Below are 19,440 nucleotides of genomic sequence, written 5' to 3'. Positions count from 1 at the left end.
TGCGTGCCGCACGGCTGAATGATGCCGCGATTCAGACTGGGCGTCCTATACTCGAACGGCTTCGCATTTTGCGAAGTTGGAAAGGGGTGGCGTCATGGCGGACAGCCCAAAACGACCCTGGTGGATCGATCCCCACTTGCCTGGTATCGATTTCCTGCCCACCCTTGATCAGGGTTTGAGCTCCGAGGAAGCAAGGATTCGGCTGGCTCACTTTGGTCCCAATCTGCTTCTTCCGCAAGACGAGAAGTCCCTGCTCAGACAGTATCTGGAGAGATTCAAGAACCCTTTGGTGTTGATTCTCCTGGGTGCCAGCCTGGTGTCTGCCATGACCGAGCAGGTCACCAATTTCCTCATGATAGGTGCGATCGTTCTGCTCAGTGTAACGCTCGATTTCTTTCAGGAGCACAAAGCCAACGCCGCGGCGGCGAAGCTCAGGCAATCGGTTTCCTTGCGGGCCAGCGGCATCCGCGATGGCAAGTCCAAAGACATCGCCGTGTCGAGCCTGGTTCCCGGGGATCTGATTTCAGTATCCGCAGGCGATCTCATTCCGGCTGACGGGGTGGTGCTCGAGGCGCATGACTTTTTCGTCAAGCAGGCGCTGTTGACTGGTGAACCGTATCCGGTTGAGAAACGCCCAGGCGTGCTGACTGATCTGGCCACCGATATTCAAGACGCGACCAACGCTGTCTTCATGGGGACTTCCGTCATCAGTGGCAAGGCGATGGTAAGGGTCATTCAAACCGGAATGACCACGGAAATGGGGCGAATCGCCGAAAGCCTGTCCCGTCAAGTGGCCCCAAGCTCCTTCGAAGTTGGGGTGAGGCAATTCGGCCTGCTGATCATGCGCCTGACCATGGTCATGGTGCTGTTTGTGCTGTTCGTCAACGCATGGTTTCACAAGCCGTGGCTCGATTCATTTCTGTTCGCGGTGGCACTGGCCGTGGGCTTGACGCCTGAGTTGCTGCCCATGGTCATCTCGGTCACTTTGGCGCGAGGGGCCATGCGAATGGCCAGCAAGCACATGATCGTCAAACGATTGGCGGCCATTCAGGATCTGGGGTCCATGGATGTCTTGTGCACCGACAAAACAGGCACCTTGACTGAGGCCAAGATCGTCATGGAGCGGCACGTAGACCCGCAGGGACAGTCAAGCGAACGGGTTCTGGAACTGGCCTATTTGAACAGCTTCTTCGAAAGCGGGCTGAAGAACCCGATTGACGAGGCGATCCTGGCGCATGCGCACCTGGATGTCAGCGGGTGGACCAAGGTCGACGAAGTGCCCTTCGACTTTGAGCGACGTTGCGTGTCGGTGCTGATCGACAACGGTCGCGAGCGTTGGCTGCTGGTCAAGGGGGCGGCAGATGAGATCCTTCGTCTGTGCACCCATTACGAAGTGTCCGAATTGCCTTCGCCCAGAGCCATGGATGCCCATGCTTTGACTGCGGCGCAGTTGCAGTTCCAGACACTGGAATCTCAGGGCTTGCGTGTGCTGGGCATTGCCTGGCGGCAGGTGCCTCTGGATCACCCGCATGCAGTCATCAGCGACGAAGTCGGTTTGGTCTTGGCCGGATTTGCGGCTTTTCTTGATCCGCCCAAGGTCAGTGCGGCACCTGCGCTCGACTCTCTTGAAAAAGCCGGGGTCTCCGTCAAGGTCGTGACCGGAGACAGCGAGCTCGTGACGCGACATGTCTGCACGCAGATGGGCATGGACGTGACGGGCTTGCTGACGGGAAAGGACATCGAACAGATGGACGACCATGCGCTGCGCGCCCGGGTTGACAGCGTCAATCTCTTTTGTCGTGTCAACCCGGCGCAGAAGAGCCGCGTGATACAGGCGCTCAGGGCCCGAGGGCATGTGGTGGGTTACCTGGGGGATGGGATCAACGATGCCCCATCCTTGCACGCGGCAGACGTGGGGCTTTCGGTGGACTCGGCCGTGGACGTGGCCAAGGAGGCCGCCGACATGATTTTGCTCAAGCGTGACCTGCAAGTCTTGCATGAGGGGGTGCTGGAAGGGCGGCGCACCTTTGGCAACATCATGAAGTACATCATGATGGGCGCCAGCTCCAACTTTGGCAACATGTTCAGCATGGCGGGGGCGGCGCTTTTCCTGCCGTTTCTGCCCATGTTGCCAACGCAGATTTTGCTCAACAACATTCTGTACGACGGCTCTGAACTCGCGATTCCCCTGGATCAGGTCGATGAGCAAGACCTGGCCGTCCCTCGTGTACTGGATGTGACCCTCATTCGTAACTTCATGCTGGTGCTGGGGGCCATCAGTTCAGTGTTCGACTTCCTCACCTTCTACGTCATGCTGGTGGTGTTGAAAGCCGACGAAAAACTGTTTCAGACAGGGTGGTTCGTGGAATCCCTGTGCACGCAGGTATTGGTCATTTTCGTGATCCGCACGCGGGGCAACCCGTTCAAGAGTCATCCCCATCCGTTGTTGATCGCCTGTGCCTTGGGGGTTGCCGCTTTGGGGGCGGGCTTGCCCTTTACGCCGCTGGGTGTGCACTTCGGTTTCGTGCGTCCTCCGATCATTTTTTATGCGATGTTGGGGGGCATGGTGCTGGCCTATCTTCTCGCTGCTCAAATGGCCAAGCAGGCGTTTTATCGCGGTACGACGAGCACACGCCGCCGCGCATTCAGGGGGCCCAGACAAAGTCAATGAAGCCTCGTTCTACAGAGGTGGCAGTCAAGCGAACACGGATGGTTTGCCCCACCTTCAGGTCAGGCTGTTCTCCTGTCAATCGCCCCTCGGCCGGCGGGGTCAAGATGCGAACCCAGGTGCTGGCTTCGCTGCAGCCGGTGACCAGGGCTTCAAAAAACTGACCGATTTTGGGATGTAGCAGCAGTGCCGCTTCTGACTTGCGCATCTGTCTTTCAACTCGGCGGGCTGCATCTTCTTGGTTGGTGCAATGACGTGCCAGTTCATGAAGTTCGGTGTGGGTATAGGGTGGCTCCGCGCCTGAGAGAGCCGCCTTGATAAGCCGTAAGGTGATCAGATCAGGAAAGCGACGGTTGGGTGCCGTGGAGTGCATATAGTCCTGGACAGCCAGGCCAAAGTGGCCGATGGGCGGCTCCAGTGGGTGCTCGATCGAATATTCTCCGGCCCCCATCAGCTTCACGATCACGAGGGACAGATCGGGGAAACGCAGGGGGTCCAACTGGTGTTGCTTCGCCAGAAACGTTGCCAGTGCTTTGCCATCCGGGTGGCGGGGCAGAGTCGATCCGTGCATCTTTGCCACCTCCACAATCCGAGGCCAATGCGCAGGAGATCGAACCACACGACGCAACGACACGCTGCCTTGATCGGTCAGGAATCGTGCCGTGCATGTGTTTGTGGCGATCATGAATTCCTCAATCAACTGGCGGGCACGGTTGTGTTGCTGCTGTCGGATGTCGGTAATTCTGTTGCCATCAAACTGAGCACGGGGCTGGAAAGATTCGAATTCCAGTGAGCCCTGGGCTCGACGCAGCACCCTCAACTTCTGAGCAAGCTCGTCCTGCATCTTCAATTGGGATGCCATGCCAGCGATCGCTTGGGCCGGGCTAGGCAAATCGGCCTTGCCTTCGATCCATGCGGAGACTGCGTAGTAGGCAAGTTGGATCTTGTTGCGAACTCGCGCTCGGTAGATCGATGACTCAAACAGGATGCCGTCATCGCTGAATGCCATCTCGATAATCAGCGCCAGTCGGTCCTCGTGAGGTGAAAGCGAGGTCAGGTCTGTGCAAAGCCGCTCGGGCAGCATCGAAAACACATGGGCAGATGTGTAGACGGAGGTGGTGTTATGCATGGCGTGCTGGTCAATGGGCGAACCTTTCTTGACCAACGCATCGACATCCGCAACCGCGACAAAGACTCTGAATTCCCTCCTGGAAAGGGGTTCGATGGCCGTCAGTTGATCGAGGTCTTTCGAGTCATCGTTGTCGATTGAGCACCAAGGCAGGGCGGTCAGGTCGCGAATCTGGGGGCTGTCCTCTTGTGCCGGGCCCTGAATCGCCTCTAACTGCTGTTGTGCCGCTTCCGGAAACTCCGGAGCCAGCCCCCTGCTGAACATGGCCAATGACGCAATGGTTGTCAGCGTGTCTCTGTGATTCGACAAGGCAAGCATGATCGACTCCAGAAGCCTGGAGTCTCATTCTGGGGGAGCGTGGAGCGTCTGTCATGTACCTATGGCTAGGTGTAGACAGACTGCATGAATGGTGCTGAAGTCGCTCAGGCGTGTGTTGCCAACTCAATAGCGAGGTGCCTCATGTACAAAAAGATCCTGGTTGCCACAGACGGGTCCAAGTTGTCCAAGAAGGCGGTCAAAGCGGCCTCCGATCTGGCTGCTGACTTTGATGCCGTCTTGACGCTCGTTCGTGTCGTTCCGCCGTACGAACAGACCTTTGTGGACGGCTCTTCGATTCTGAGCACCCGAGAGATGGAGGAGATCGAGAAAGAGTGGGTTCAGTTGGCTGAGCGCTCGCTTGATCAGCTCTTGAAGAGCTCCGTTGACAAGCACATCAGCGTGAACAAGGTCGTGACCAAATCCAGCAACGTGTCCGAGGCTTTGCTGAAGGTGGCCAAGAAAGCCAAATCCGATCTCATCGTGATGGCATCGCATGGCCGAGGCGGAATCAAGCGCCTCCTGATTGGCAGCGAAACGCTGCATGTTCTGATGCACTCGGAGATACCGGTTTTGGTCATTCGCTGAGGGAATTGCCCGGTGCAGCGTGTAATGTGCCAGCCAACGCCTTCAATGCCGCGGCATCGAGCGTTTCATGCTGAAGCAAGGAGCGGGCGCCGCGCTCCAGAACGTCGCGGTTTGCGCTCAAGATGGCCAAGGCCTGATCAAAATTGGTCATCACGATATGGCGGACGGCTTCGTCGATTCGCTGCTGGGTGGCCTCGGCCACAGGGTTGCGTGCCGCGAGGTAGTCAGCAGGCTGCTCCAGCATCGGGGCACGCATGCTGTCGTATGACACGTAGCCCAGCTGTTCGTCCATGCCATACCGCATGACCATCTCCCGTGCGATCTGGGTGGCCTTGGCCAAGTCATCGGCCGCCCCGGTCGACAGCGTGCCCAGCATCAACTTTTCCGCGGCACGGCCACCCAGCAACACGCACACCTTCTGATGCAGTTCTTCTGCTGTCATCAAGTAACGGTCTTCGGTGGGGCGCTGAATCGTGTAGCCCAAGGCACTGATGCCTCGTGGGATGATCGACACCTTGTGTACCGGATCACTTCCCGGTTGAGACAGTGCCACCAGGGCATGGCCCATCTCATGGTAGGCCACGGCGGTGCGCTCGCTTGGGGTGAGAACCCGGTTGCGTTTTTCCAGGCCCGCCACAATGCGTTCTACCGCCGCCGTAAAGTCGGCCAGCGCAACCACCTCGGCTTGGCGTCTGGTGGCCACAATCGCTGCTTCATTCACCAGATTGGCCAGGTCGGCACCGCAGAATCCGGTGGTGATGGCGGCCACCTCTTCCAAGGGCAGCGTCGGGTCCAGCTTGACCTTGCGTACGTGCACTTTCAGTATGGCCTGGCGGCCTTGTTTGTCGGGCCTGTCCACCAGAACCTGCCGGTCGAACCGACCTGCACGCAACAACGCTGGATCGAGTATCTCTGGCCGGTTGGTCGCCGCCAGGATGATGATGCCGGCGGAGGTGTCAAAACCGTCCATCTCAGCTAACAACTGATTCAGTGTTTGTTCTTTTTCGTCATGGCCGCCGATGCCCGGGAAAGCCCCGCGTGCGCGGCCCAGTGCATCGAGCTCATCGATGAAAATGATGGCGGGCGCTTTGGCGCGAGCCTGCTCGAACAGATCTCGAACCCGCGAGGCCCCCACCCCCACGAACAGCTCGACGAACTCACTGCCTGACATCGAGAAGAAGGGCACACCGGCCTCACCCGCCACCGCTTTGGCCAGCAGTGTCTTGCCCGTGCCCGGCGGCCCGACCAACAACACACCCCGGGGAATGTGTGCCCCCAGCCGCCCGTAGTCACCCGGGTGCTGCAAGAAGTCCACCACCTCTTTCAGTTCGTCTTTGGCCTCGTCTACGCCCGCCACGTCGGCAAAGGTTACGCCGGTGTCGTGCACCACATAAACCTTGGCGTTGCTCTTGCCAATCGACATGAAGCTGCCCATGCCCTGGTTGGCGCCCAGGCGGCGGATCACGAAATACCACAAGCCCACGAAGATCAGCGACGGCAGCACCCACGACATCAGGTCGCGCAGGAGGGTGTTTTCCACCACGCGGGTGTAGGGCACGTTGAATTTTTCCAGTCGCGCGGCCAGCTCTGGCTCGACCCGTACGGCCACCAGTGTGGTCTTGTCCCCATCGGGGGTTTTCAGGCGCCCGGTCATGATGTGGTCGGACACGGTCACGTCCTGAATCCGACCCTCGGTCAGGGCTTGCTCGAATTCGCTGTAGGGCACCGCCTGCGTTTGAATGGCCCCCCTCCATTCCGTCTGGATCCACAGCAGCAGTGAGATGACCAGAATCCAGTAAATGGCGTTCAGGATCTGCTTCTTGTCCATTTCGGGATCCTTTGGACGGATGGGGGCTTCTATGATCCGCCGGTTGTGTTTGCGCTGTTCACTGTTGTATCACTGCGGAGTCAATTTGGCATTCGGGTGACGACCCATGCAACGCCTCCTGCAGGATGAGAACGGATCAGCGCTTCCACCGATCAGAACTGCAGACCCAGCCCGATCGTGAAGCCCTTGGCCGAGTAGTCGGTCTTGTTCAAGTAGCTCATGTAATCGGCGCTGATCGACAACTTCGGGTCGATGCGATAGGTGATGCCCACGCCATAAGAAAAGTCGCTGTCGCTGGCCTCAAAAGAGCCATAGTCAGGTTCGCTCACGGTGGCTGTGGCGTGGGTGTATCCCAGGCGGCCGAACAGTTCAAAGTTCGGGGCAAGCTCAACCTTAGGTTTGACGAACACCCCATACATCGAATCCATCTTGAATTTCACGGTGGGGTAGTTCACGCCATTGGCCGTCACGCTGTCGTTGCCGCCGTTGAACCCGACCATCGCTTCAAGGGCCACGTTCTTGCTCAACTCGGCTCCGCCGATCAGGCGAATCGCTTTGGGCGACGACTTGTAGATGTCACCATCGATGTTTTCTTCGTAGTTCACAAAGGTGTAACCCGCTTCAACATAGAAGTTAGGCTTCTGTTGAGCATGAGCAGACACAGAGGCAAGGGCGACCGCAGTCGAAATGAGAATGAACTTCATGGCTTCCTACTAATTGAAATGTTGATGTGGCGCACATCTGAAAATGCAGAACCTAGGAAAGAGGACAACTTGTTGCCGTCCGCTTCGCGTCGCCACATCGATTGACTATATTCAGCGAAAGCTCAAATAGTGAGCTTGCCAAACATGTCATTCGAGTCAATCGATGGGAACCAAGACAGAACGCATTTACAAGATCGAGCAGATGATCCGTTACCGTTCAGGGGTGACATTTGAGGACATGCTTGATGAGCTGGAGGTCTCGCCCGCCACCCTCAAACGCGATTTGCAATTTTTGCGAGATCGCCTCGGTGCGCCCATCGAGTTTCAGCGCGATGACAAGACCTACCGCTTTGGCCCGGAGTTTCGAGGCCAGAAGCACGAGTTGCCGGGTCTGTGGTTCGATCAGAAAGAGCTCTATTCCCTGCTCATGAGCTATCAGCTCTTGTCTGGGCTTGATACCGACGGCATTCTCAGCCGCCACGTCTCGCCTTTGTTGGACCGCATTCACCAACTCTTGGGCAGCAACGAGGTGGATAGCTCCGAGCTCATGCTGCGTGTGCGCATTGTCAGTTCGGCCAAGCGCGCGGTGCCGAGTCAGTTCTTTGAGCTGATCGCAGCGGCGCTGTTGCAGCGCAAGCGCATTCAGATTCAGTACTACACACGCTCACGCAAAGCCGTGTCTGAGCGTGAGCTGTCACCCCTGCGGCTCATCCACTACCGCAACACCTGGTACTTGGATGCCTGGTGTCACAAGTCAGACGACATGCGGCGCTTTGCGCTCGACGCAGTACAGGCAGCCCAAGCCTTGGAGACCAAAGCCAAAGATGTCTCGCTCAAGCGAGTGGAGCAAGAGCTCGATGGCGGTTACGGCATCTTTGCCGGCAACAAGGTGAAATGGGCCACGCTGCTGTTCACGGCCGATGCGGCCCAATGGGTCGCGAAAGAAGAGTGGCATCCGCAGCAAGAGGTGACTCCTCTGGAAGACGGTCGCTTGCAAATGAAGCTGCCCTTTGTCGATCAAACCGAGCTGTTGATGGATGTGATGCGGTTTGGGCCCGATGTGGAGCTGGTGGAACCGCAAGACCTTCGCCAAGCGCTGATCGACAAGTTGCGCCAAGCCGCAACCCAATACCAAGACCGTTGAGGTCAGGCTTGTCCTGCGACTGTCTTGACCGAAATCGACTTCAATGAGTTGGATGCGATCAGGCGCGACATGCTCTTTGTGGGCTTGACCAGTGCGGCCCCTTTGCCCCTTTGCTCTTGTGCGGGGCGTGCTCCACCTGCAAATCCTTTTGGCGCTGGTTGCGGTGCCGATCTGCGGTGAACATGATGGCGTCCAGTAGCTTGGCAATGGTCAATTCATGCCTCCTGAAAGATTCGATATTCAAACAGATTGACTAACACCCAGCTTAGGGTGGCAATGGCTCACATATTGAGCCAGGCGACGATTAGTCTTCATGGAAATCTGCGCAACTAAACCGAAAGCCCCCCGACACTAAACCTGCGGGGTGATGGGGTTAGATGAAGGAAATCCGGACAGCCATTTGCTTCTGAAAATGTAAAAATATACGGCTGCGCAAACGGAGGCAGATGCCTCTACGCGCGTTGGCTGATCAGGGAAGTTTCAGCGTTATGGAAAAGAAAACAATGTCCGAAAGGGACATCTGCACCAAGTACATCACGCCAGCTATTCAGCGGGCCGGTTGGGACATCCAGCGTCAGGTCCGTGAAGAGTTCAGCTTCACCAAGGGCCGCATCGTGGTTCGGGGCAAGCTTCACTCCCGAGGCAAGGCTCGCCGTGCGGACTACGTTCTGTACCACCAGCTCAACCTTCCTTTGGCCGTCATCGAAGCCAAGGACAACCATCACTCCGTTGGCTCGGGCATGCAGCAAGCGTTGGACTATGCCGATGCGCTCGATGTGCCTTTCGTGTTTTCCAGCAACGGCGATGGCTTCTTGTTCCATGACCGCACCGGTACAGGTGCCCAGCTCGAAACCGAACTGACCCTGGACGAGTTCCCCAGCCCGCAAGAACTTTGGCGCCGATATTGCCAATGGAAGGGGCTGGACGATGAAGTCAGCAAGAAGGTCGAGGCTCCTTACTACGACGATGGCTCCGGGCGTGTGCCTCGCTACTACCAGATCAATGCTGTTAACCGCACGGTCGAAGCCGTTGCGCGTGGGCAAGACCGTGTGCTCCTGGTCATGGCCACGGGTACAGGCAAAACCTACACCGCCTTTCAGATCATCTGGCGCTTGTGGAAGTCGCGCCAAAAAAAGCGCATCCTCTTCCTGGCCGATCGCAACATCCTGGTAGACCAGACCAAGAACAACGACTTCAAGCCGTTTGGCGCGGCCATGACCAAGATCACCAAACGGCAGATCGATACTTCCTACGAGATCTATCTGTCCTTGTATCAGGCCGTGTCGGGTAACGAGGAAGAGAAGAACGTCTACAAAGAATTTTCACCAGACTTCTTTGACCTGGTGGTCATTGACGAATGCCATCGCGGCAGCGCAGCGGAAGATTCCGCTTGGCGCGACATCCTCGATTACTTCTCCAGCGCCACGCACATCGGCCTCACCGCCACGCCCAAGGAAACCAAAGACGTTTCCAGCATCCACTACTTTGGTGAGCCGGTTTATAGCTACACCCTCAAGCAAGGCATTGAGGACGGCTTTCTCGCGCCCTACAAGGTGGTGCGCATTGATTTGGATCGCGACCTTCAAGGCTGGCGCCCGCCCAAGGGCATGATCGACAAGAACGGCGAGCCCATTGAAGACCGCATCTACAACCTCAAAGACATGGATCGCCACCTGGTTCTGGAGGCGCGAACCCAACTGGTGGCTGAGCGCGTCACCGCGTTCTTGAAGGCATCCGACCCGTTCCAGAAAACCATTGTGTTTTGTGATGACATTGACCACGCCGAGCGCATGCGCCAAGCTTTGTCCAACCTCAACCCTGATCGTGTCAAAGAAAACCGCAAATACGTCATGCGGATCACGGGGGATGACAAAGAAGGCAAGGCCGAGCTGGACAACTTCATCAACCCGGAAGAGCGCTACCCCGTCATTGCCACCACCAGCAAGCTCATGACCACTGGGGTGGATGCCCAGACCTGCAAGCTTGTCGTGCTCGATCAACACATCAAATCGATGACCGAGTTCAAGCAGATCATCGGGCGGGGCACTCGCATCAACGAAGACTACGGCAAGTTCTGGTTCACCATCATGGACTTCAAGAAGGCCACGGAGCTGTTTGCGGATCCGGCCTTCGATGGCGAGCCGGTGCAAATCTATGTGCCCAAAGACGGCGAACTACCCGTCCCTCCTGATGAGTTGGTGCCACCCGATTCGGTCGATGGCCCGCCCTTTGAAGATGTGCCCTATGACGATGGTGATGACGGCTCGCAAGGCCAGGGTGAGGGCACAGGCAAGCGCGTGAAGTACGTGGTGCCCGGCTCGTCGGTGTCGGTCAGCATCGTGGCAGAGCGGGTTCAGTACTACGGTCCCGATGGCAAGCTGATCACCGAATCCCTCAAAGACTACACACGCCAGTGTGTGGCCAAACAGTTTTCATCGCTAGACACCTTCTTGCGGCGCTGGTCTGATGCAGACCAGAAGAAGGTCATCATTGAAGAACTGGCTCAACAGGGCGTACTTTGGGATGCCTTGCAGGAAGAGGTCGAGGCCAAGCTCAATCAGCCGCTGGACCCCTTCGATTTGATTTGCCACGTGGCTTTTGATCAACCGCCTTTGACCCGAAAAGAGCGGGCCAACAACGTCAAGAAGCGCAACTACTTTGCCAAGTACCAAGGCACCGCCAAGTTAGTGCTGGAAGCCTTGTTGGAGAAGTACGCCGACGCTGGCCCCGAAGCTATTGAAGACATCAAGATTCTCCAGCTCGATCCGTTCAGCCAACTTGGTTCACCCGTGGAGCTGATCGGTGCTTTTGGCGGCAAGCCAGCCTATGTCAAAGCCCTGGCTGAATTGGAGCAGCAGTTGTATGACAGGCAGCAAGCCTGATCGGATTCGCTGAACAAGTATGACCATCGATAAACGCTTCTGTTTGATCGCTGATAACGGAGACTTGCTCTACCCCTACGTGAAAGAAGCGAGGGATGGCCGTCGAGGTTTTGCTCTGACTGAGCCGGGACAGCGCGATGCAAGAGGTGAGGGCCACTACACCGAGGACCTGGAAGAGGTGATTCGTCGAGTCGTTCAAGACGGCTGGAAAGTACGTGCCAGAACCGAAAAGAAGGCCGAATGCCGTGCTCGCGACGGTAGCTTCTGCCTCGGCCAGCGGGCCATTCATGACTTCCGTGTCGATCCGAGTCTGGCTCATCTTCTCAATCATTTGCGGCCCATCAGCTCTACTGACGCTGGTGGGTTTGTCGGGCATGACGAGTACGAAGACCCCGACATTCAGGAAGCGTTGCGGAAGGTCGATAGCCTAACCGCCGAGCAATACGTAGCGGCTTATCGCCAAGTTGAACCCAAGTTGACCGAAGCGCAGCGCACCATGCTCCAGTCTCATGCCGCTGCAGCTGATGCCTCGCGATCCATGGAGCAATTGGCGATCGCTGCAGGCTATTCTGGGTACGAGGCAGCCAACATTCAGTACGGAAAGATGGCTGGGTTGATTGCGGAGGCGTTGGGCATCAATGGATTGCCGCAGAAAACCATGGCTTTGGCCGAAACGGCTGGGCAACCTGCTCGCGGCGAACATTGGCGTTGGAAGCTGCGTCCCGCATTTTTGCAAGCGCTTCGTGATGTCGGGTTGATTGACTCGTCAGAGGTATGGCTGCGAGATGCAGCCCAGGCTTCATTCGAAGCTGATCCTCAAGCTCAGGGCGTTGATGCCACCACCCGACAAACCCTCGTCGAGGCCCGCGTGGGGCAAGGTACCTACCGGCAAGAGTTGATGAACCTCTGGTCAGGGCGTTGCGCCGTCTCGGGCATTGACATTCCCGAGGTGTTGATCGCGTCGCACATCAAAGCCTGGAGCCGCTCAAACAATCTTGAGCGCCTCGACCCCTACAACGGCTTGCTGCTGGCGGCCAACATCGACAAGCTATTTGACAAGGGGCTGATCAGTTTCGACAACGAAGGCCAGTTGTTGGTCAGTGAGGCCCTTCGGTCGCAAAATCTGGCGGCCTTAGGCCTGGCTCCTGGTAGCCGACTGCGACAGCTTCATCCCAAGCTACAAGCTTATTTGGTTGATCATCGCCAATTTCACGGCTTCAGCCGCGATTGATCGCCCACGAGAAACAGAACAACCTTATGTCCATTTCCTCTGCCATCAAATCCATCCAAGACATCATGCGCAAAGACGTGGGTGTGGATGGCGACGCCCAACGCATTGGCCAGTTGGTCTGGATGCTTTTCCTCAAAGTGTTCGACGACCGCGAGCAAGAATGGGAACTGCTGGACGACCACTACAAGTCACCGCTGCCCGATCAATACCGCTGGCGCAACTGGGCTGCCAACCCCGAAGGCATGACCGGCGATGAACTCAAAAGCTTCATCGACAACGAACTCTTCCCGGGCTTGCAAAGCCTGACCCTACATGGCAACACGCCCTCGGCCGTGGTGGTGCGCAGCGTGTTTGAAGACGCCTATAACTACATGAAGTCTGGGCAGTTGATTCGCCAGGTCTTGAACAAAATTCAAGAGGCGGTGGACTTCAACAAAGCCCAAGAGCGCCACGCCTTTGGCGACATGTACGAACAACTGCTGCGCGACCTGCAAAACGCTGGCAACGCGGGCGAGTTCTACACCCCGCGCCCCGTGACCGAGTTCATGGTGCGCATGGTGGACCCCCAGCTAGACGAAAAAGTGATGGACCCTGCCTGTGGCACCGGCGGCTTCCTGACCTGCACCATCGAGCACAAGCGCAAGCGTTACGTGAAAACGCCTGACGATGAAAAGGCGCTGCAAGCCAGCATCTTTGGCGTGGAAAAGAAGCCGCTGCCCCACTTGCTGGCCACCACCAACATGATCTTGCACGGCATTGAAGTGCCCAGCCAGATCAAACACGACAATACCCTGGCGCGCCCCCTGATCAGCTGGGGCCCGAAAGAGCGAGTGGACTGCATCGTGGCCAACCCGCCCTTTGGCGGCATGGAAGAGGACGGCATCGAGACCAACTTCCCCGCCGCCTTCCGCACGCGTGAAACGGCCGACCTGTTTCTGGTGCTGATCATGCACCTGCTCAAAGACGGTGGCCGCGCCGCCGTGGTGCTGCCCGATGGCTTCCTGTTTGGCGAAGGCATCAAGAGCCGCATCAAGGAAAAGCTGCTGACCGAGTGTGACCTGCACACCGTGGTGCGCCTGCCCAATGGCGTATTCAACCCCTACACCGGCATCAAGACCAACCTGCTGTTTTTCACCAAAGGCCGCCCCACGCGCGAGGTGTGGTTCTACGAGCACCAGTACCCCGCAGGGGTGAAGAACTATTCCAAGACGAGGCCCATGCGCGTCGAAGAGTTCAAGGTGGAAGAAGCCTGGTGGGGCAGCGAGGCCGACGGCTTTGCCAGCCGCCAGGCCAACGAGTTTGCCTGGAAGGTCAGCCTGGATGAGATCAAGGCCCGCAACTGGAACCTGGACTGCAAAAACCCGCATGTCGGCGAGCAGGTGAGCCACGACCCGGCGGAGTTGCTGGCAGCGTATGCGCTGAAGCAGGAAGGCATTGCCCAGTTGCGCGAGCAGTTGAAGGCTGCACTGGCCGAAGCGCTGGAGCGTGACGCATGACGGCGCTGGTGACGAGGCACTTGCCGTTGGTGGCGGGGGCTCCAGACGGGGTGAACAAGCTGCGAAGTCTGGTGCGCGAGCTTGCTGTTCGTGGTCGACTGACTCAGCAAAACCCGGCCGATGAGCATGCCGACGTTCTGCTAAATCGAATCTTTAATAAGCGACGGGCGCTAGCTGAGTCTGTGCGGCAGAAGGCTGTAAGAAACTTTGCAGAGGTCTTACCAACTGATCGTCCCTTTCCAATTCCCGTCGGCTGGGCATTCGACCGGTTGGGTGCGGTCGCGGCCTTGATTACAAAAGGGACAACTCCAACAACACTTGGCTTTGCCTATGCAACGTCTGGTATTCGATTCGTGAAGGTTGAAGATGTTCAGTCTGGGCGTGTTCAGGGGAGCTATGGCGCCACTTACATCAGTACGGATGCAAATGAGGCGCTGGCTAGGTCGAAATTGGCTGAGGGAGACGTTCTCTTTTCAATAGCAGGCACCATTGGTAAGACATGCCTCATCTATAAGGCCGACCTACCGGCCAATACCAATCAGGCCTTCGCAATCATTCGCGGAGCAGGCGAAATATTCGACCTTCATTTTTTAAGGCTTCAACTCGACTCGTTTGTCGCAGAAAAGACTAGGCGGCGTGCTCGCGGAGGAGCGATGCCAAACGTATCGCTCGGCGATTTGAGCGACCTGATTGTGGTGGTGCCGCCACTTGCTGAACAACACCGCATCGTCGCCAAAGTCGATGAACTGATGGCCCTGTGCGACCGGCTGGAAGCCGATCAGTCCGATGCCGAAGCGGCCCACGCCCAGCTCGTGCAAGCCCTGCTGGACAGCCTCACCCAGGCCACCGACGCCGCCGACTTCCGCGCCAGCTGGCAACGCCTGTCCGAGCACTTCCACACCCTCTTCACCACCGAGGCCAGCATTGATGCGCTGAGGAAGGCCATCTTGCATCTGGCTGCAGATGGACGCCTCGTGACCAGTGATGGATCAGTGGACGTTAAAGCAATCGGCGATGTTCTTGAGGGCAATACGCTCAACGGCTGCTCTTACAAGCCAACAGAAGAGCCACGAGGAACACCTATCCTCCGCATTAGTGCTGGGACAGGCCGTGATGACTTCTATGTGGATGAAAGCGATCACAAATGGATCGAACTGAGTGAGTTGGAACGGGCAAAGTTCTGTTTGCAACCAGATGACCTTCTCGCTTGCCGATTCAACGGCAACCTTCACTACGTCGGTTCGTTCTCACTTTATCGTGGCCTGAGTACCGTCGCGCAGGCGTTTCCAGACAAGCTCATCCGCTTTCGAGCTAACCGTCAGCTTGCGCTACCGAGCTATCTAAGGCTAGTAATGAATGCGAAGCCTGCACGCGAGCAGATAGAGTCGTTTTGTGCAACTACTGTAGGCAACATCGGAATTAGCGCTTCGAACCTAAAGACCATCAAGATCCGCATCCCTTCGCTCAACGAACAACGACGCATCGTCGCCAAAGTCGATGAACTGATGGCTCTGTGCGATGAGCTCAAAGCCCATGTTTCCGAAGCTCGACAACACTATGAACAACTGGCGCAGGCGCTGGTAGAGCAGGCCATCTCGTGAGCATCCTGGATACAAAGTACCAGCGACTTGGCCCCAGTCTTGCGCTGCTGACCGACGAGGCTGTGCTGGCACAGGCCTGGAAGAAGACTGACTCAGATGTAAGGCGCCACAACTGGTATGCCGACATCCTTGAGCTGGAACAGGCTTCACTCCTGTTGCCCCAGAAGCTTGAAGCTTGGGCCGCAGAGCTGAATTCTGGTGCTGCGTTACCCGAGACAACCCCGGCCAGAGTCGTCCTCGCACCGAAAAACGCCAAGTGGCATTTCCCTGACAAGAAAGACGGTGGTTGGCGTTTTAAGCCGCAGCTTGATGCCGCAGGTAATGAGGTTGCACAGCCAGAGTTGCGTCCGCTGGCCCACCTGACGATCCGTGATCAGGTGTTGGCCACCGCCGTCATGTTGTGCGTGGCCGATGCTGTGGAGAGTTTGCAAGGCAACACCGATCCGTCTCGCTTTGCCAATGCGAGTGCTGCGCGCAAGCATGTATTCAGCTATGGCAACCGTTTGTTTTGTGATTGGTCAACCGGGCCAGATGGAAAGCAGCAGGCCCGGTTTAGGTGGGGCAACGCGACCACGTATTCCCAGTTTTTCAAGGACTATGAACGTTTTCTGGAGCGCCCCGCCAGTGTTTGCAGGGAGGCGTTGCCTTCACTTCAGGGCCATCGCCTGTACGTCGTCAAACTCGATTTGGCCAAGTTCTACGACTGCGTCGATCAAGCCCGAGTGCTCGATCGCTTGAAGGGGATATGGGCGACTTATGCCGAGCAATTTGGCGCGGATCAAGCCGCTACAAGTGAGGCTGATGAGAACGCATTCTGGTCCGCTGCAGAGCGTGTATTGCGGTGGTCTTGGAACGCTGACGACTGCAAAAAGGCTGGTGCACTCACAATGGGGCTGCCGCAGGGGCTGATTGCGAGCGGCTTCCTGGCTAATGCCTATATGCACGGCTTTGACTGCCGTGTGGCAGCAGAACTGGGCAAAGAGATTGATGTATCGATCTCTGGCACGCTGCCCGTTAAGCTAAAACTGCTTGACTATTGCCGCTATGTGGATGACATGCGGTTGGTGGTTGCGCTACCAATCCAGGATGCGGCCAATCTTGCTATGGAACATTTGGCTTCAGGGGTCAGCGATTGGATCAATCGCGCTCTCGAAGCATACGAGGGCAACAGTTGCCGTTTGATCACTAAGAGAGAGAAGTCTGAAGCCGTTGCATGGGAAGACTTTGCCGTGCAGGGCAGCACCTCACAATTCATGCGGAGCGTGCAGGGCCAAATCAGCAACGCGCCAGATCCCTCCACGCTCCTTCAAGCCACCGGCAGCCTTGATCACTTGTTATGGCTTGCGGATGCTCTCAACGACGATGCACAGGTTGACGGTAACTCGCTTGCATTATCAAGAATTGCGCTGCCTAAGGTCGACGTCAGGGATGACACGATTCGCCGGTTCGCGGCCAACCGTCTGCGTCAAGTCTTGAGGACTCGCAGGAGCATGGCTGATCCGGAGTTGCCGGGTGCAGATGCCATGTCAAGCGCCGAGGTGAGCGAACTGCAAGCCTTGGATCATGAGATGGAAGCTGTTGCCCGCAAGCTGGTGGCTTGCTGGTCACGAAACCCAGCCCTGGTTTCTGTGCTGCGTTGCGGCATGGACATTTTTCCTTCGGTGGAACTTCTGCGGCCGGTGACAGAGGCGTTGGCATCCAAGCTGACGAAGCTCAAGAAGCCGGGTAAGGAGACATTGGTTGCGCTCTATGTACTGGCTGATTTATTTAAGGCCGCTGCGGTTGAGACAGGGCATCATCGACCCGAGAGCTACCCCGAAGACTCCGATATCCTGGCATATCGAGCTGAACTCGTTCAGCTAGCACTTAGTCTGTCCTCAAAGCAAGAGCTGCCTTGGTACCTGCAGCAGCAAATTGCATTGTTCTTGGCGGTGATGCAGTTTCCGATCGATTTGGCCAGTAAACGAGGCGAGCTGGCCCAATATGCCAAGCTCCACGCGGCACTTCGTTATCAGGTTCCGAATAAGGCAGACCCTGACTCACTAACGGCGGGGCTGCTGGTTTTGCGCATGACAGGCGACCGTGCCAAGTTCGTGATCTGGCTAGGACATTGGCTGGATAAACTGTCCAAGCCAGAAGCCGTCAAGATGATCGATCAAGTCGCCATGATCGAGCCGACATTACTGCCCGATGTGCTGCGTGCGAACGGCACCACTTCCAAGAAGGCATGGCCGCAGCGAGTTCGCGTTTACGTACCATGGACCGCGCCGCTTGATTACTCTGAACGATTGGGTGATTGGCGCCCTGGCAACCGATCACTCGCCTACGTCGCAGCTCATCCTGAGAATCCGTTTGTTCAAGAGAACGCGCTGTTGAAGCTGGCCGTAGGCTTGTTGCATGACGCTGACAAGACACTTGCAGTCGACAGCGTTTGCATTCACCGCGTGAACATTGAATGTGACAACTGGGCATCGATTCAGAATCCAGACGTCGGCATCAAAGTCTCATTCAACGACGACGTGGCCTATTCACCCCCGTGGACGGAAACGCCGCCTTGGGTTCAGGACGACATGCGCTGGGCCTATCGCTTGGGCAGAGTTTTGCGCGCAGCAATCATCGGCGAAAGCGACTACACCTCTCGGCATTACCCTCTGCGTGAGCATACTTTTGATCGGTACCGGGGTCTGCAAAGCAGTTGGTACAAGCGGCGGATGGGCTTGATGCCATTGACTGATGGCTTGGGGCCCGAGCCAACGCCAGTTTCGCCTTGGCTCAACGAGCTGATCATGCGTTTGCTGCAGTGGCCGGGTCTTGAGCTTCAAAGAGATGAAGTTATAGGATTTGGTGCAGTCAAACGTCCAAGCGACCTTCTCAGGCTCATAGCGCAGCGCCAACAAGTGCAGCGAGGCTTCTATGGAAAGCTGTCTCAACTGCCAGCGTATCTGCTTCCAGTGAATAGCAGTGCGTCGATGGACCTTCGCCGTTTCAAGGTCGCGCTTGTCCAAACCTTGATGCCGAAGGATGCCGACTTCTCATCAACTGATCCTTTACTTTGGATGCCCGACTACCGTGCACGACATCGAGCCCACTTGGCATCGATGTGTCGATTGCTTACGCAGCAGTTGGCCGCCGGTCGTTTTGCTGCGAAGAAGCCGGAGATCGAGCAAGCAAGAAGACTTGATCTCATCGTGTTTCCCGAATTGGCCATCCACCCGGACGACATGTGGTTGTTGAAGCGACTGTCGGACAGCACAGGGGCCGTTATCTTTGCTGGTCAGACGTTTGTCCAGCATCCTTACCTCAAGAAGCCGATCAACCGTGCCGTCTGGCTGCTTCGCCAAACAACCAACGCCGGGCGCAGTATCGCGACGGTTTACCAAGGCAAGCAAAACGGCATTCCTTGGGAGTTGAGCAATGGCGTGATTGGACACCGGCCTTTCCAGGTTGTCGTGCAGTTTTCGGACAAACAGGGCGCTACCGCCAACTTGACTGGCGCCATTTGCTATGACGCGACCGATCTCAAGCTGTCTGCAGACATGCGTGACATCAGTGATGGCTTTGTGATCGCTGCGCTCAACAAAGATATCAACACGTTTGACACGATGGCGAGTGCGCTCCAGTTCCATATGTATCAGCCTGTCATGTTGGCAAATACCGGGCAGTACGGTGGATCAACTGCGCAAGCGCCATTCAAGGAGCATCACGAGCGGCACATTGCGCATGTGCACGGCAACAACCAGGCTGCAGTGAGTCTGTTTGAATTGGACCTTACTACGTTCAAAAGTATTGCGCCAACGCGTGTCCCTAAGGAGAAGAAGTCTGCGCCTGCGGGCTTCAAAGGGCGAAACTGAGCA

At 56.9% G+C, this 19,440-nt stretch carries 11 protein-coding genes; 8 read left to right on the top strand and 3 right to left on the bottom strand.

Annotated features, from left to right (window positions below; translation table 11 throughout):
* Positions 1-94 precede the first annotated feature (94 nt).
* Positions 95-2,671 carry a magnesium-translocating P-type ATPase gene (mgtA, locus tag VFW72_RS09320; protein ID WP_329674014.1) on the top strand — a complete coding sequence of 859 codons (2,577 nt, stop codon included), beginning with the start codon at positions 95-97 and terminating at the stop codon, positions 2,669-2,671.
* Here the strand turns inward: mgtA and VFW72_RS09315 are convergent.
* The gene (locus VFW72_RS09315) at positions 2,646-4,115 is read right to left on the bottom strand and encodes an RNB domain-containing ribonuclease (RefSeq protein ID WP_329674013.1); all 1,470 of its coding nucleotides are present in this window, start codon (positions 4,113-4,115) and stop codon (positions 2,646-2,648) included. The genes mgtA and VFW72_RS09315 overlap by 26 nt on opposite strands.
* A 141-nt stretch (positions 4,116-4,256) precedes the next feature.
* Between VFW72_RS09315 and VFW72_RS09310 the strand changes: the two genes are divergently transcribed.
* Positions 4,257-4,700 carry a universal stress protein gene (locus tag VFW72_RS09310; protein ID WP_329674012.1) on the top strand — a complete coding sequence of 148 codons (444 nt, stop codon included), beginning with the start codon at positions 4,257-4,259 and terminating at the stop codon, positions 4,698-4,700.
* Here the strand turns inward: VFW72_RS09310 and ftsH are convergent.
* Entirely contained in the window at positions 4,690-6,528 is a 1,839-nt protein-coding gene (gene ftsH / locus VFW72_RS09305) for an ATP-dependent zinc metalloprotease FtsH (protein WP_329674011.1), read from the bottom strand. The genes VFW72_RS09310 and ftsH overlap by 11 nt on opposite strands.
* 152 nt (positions 6,529-6,680) lie before the next feature.
* Positions 6,681-7,232, bottom strand: a complete 552-nt coding sequence (locus VFW72_RS09300; protein WP_329674010.1) for a porin family protein — start codon at positions 7,230-7,232, stop codon at positions 6,681-6,683.
* Positions 7,233-7,395: 163 nt separating this feature from the next.
* Between VFW72_RS09300 and VFW72_RS09295 the strand changes: the two genes are divergently transcribed.
* The 6 genes from VFW72_RS09295 (at position 7,396) to VFW72_RS09270 (ending at position 19,437) form a co-directional block, all read left to right on the top strand.
* The gene (locus tag VFW72_RS09295) at positions 7,396-8,376 is read left to right on the top strand and encodes a helix-turn-helix transcriptional regulator (protein WP_329674009.1); all 981 of its coding nucleotides are present in this window, start codon (positions 7,396-7,398) and stop codon (positions 8,374-8,376) included.
* A gap of 488 nt (positions 8,377-8,864) precedes the next feature.
* Positions 8,865-11,258 (top strand): EcoAI/FtnUII family type I restriction enzme subunit R, encoded by a 2,394-nt coding sequence (gene hsdR / locus VFW72_RS09290; RefSeq protein ID WP_329674008.1) that lies wholly within the window; start codon positions 8,865-8,867, stop codon positions 11,256-11,258.
* 19 nt (positions 11,259-11,277) lie between these two features.
* The gene (locus tag VFW72_RS09285; RefSeq protein WP_329674007.1) at positions 11,278-12,489 is read left to right on the top strand and encodes an HNH endonuclease; all 1,212 of its coding nucleotides are present in this window, start codon (positions 11,278-11,280) and stop codon (positions 12,487-12,489) included.
* 26 nt (positions 12,490-12,515) lie between these two features.
* Complete coding sequence (locus VFW72_RS09280; RefSeq protein ID WP_329674006.1) at positions 12,516-13,985, top strand: class I SAM-dependent DNA methyltransferase; 1,470 nt, start codon at positions 12,516-12,518, stop codon at positions 13,983-13,985.
* A complete protein-coding gene (locus tag VFW72_RS09275) occupies positions 13,982-15,586 on the top strand; it encodes a restriction endonuclease subunit S (protein ID WP_329674005.1) in 1,605 nt (534 codons plus the stop codon). The genes VFW72_RS09280 and VFW72_RS09275 overlap by 4 nt, the downstream gene beginning before the upstream one ends.
* Positions 15,583-19,437 carry an RNA-directed DNA polymerase gene (locus VFW72_RS09270; RefSeq protein ID WP_329674004.1) on the top strand — a complete coding sequence of 1,285 codons (3,855 nt, stop codon included), beginning with the start codon at positions 15,583-15,585 and terminating at the stop codon, positions 19,435-19,437. Before VFW72_RS09275 ends, VFW72_RS09270 begins: the two co-directional genes overlap by 4 nt.
* Positions 19,438-19,440: the final 3 nt, after the last annotated feature.

It is taken from the genome of Aquabacterium sp. (assembly GCF_036273115.1).
Classification (GTDB): Bacteria; Pseudomonadota; Gammaproteobacteria; order Burkholderiales; family Burkholderiaceae_C; genus Aquabacterium.
Note: the sequence above shows the minus strand (reverse complement) of the source record. Positions and strands in the feature narration are given on the sequence as shown.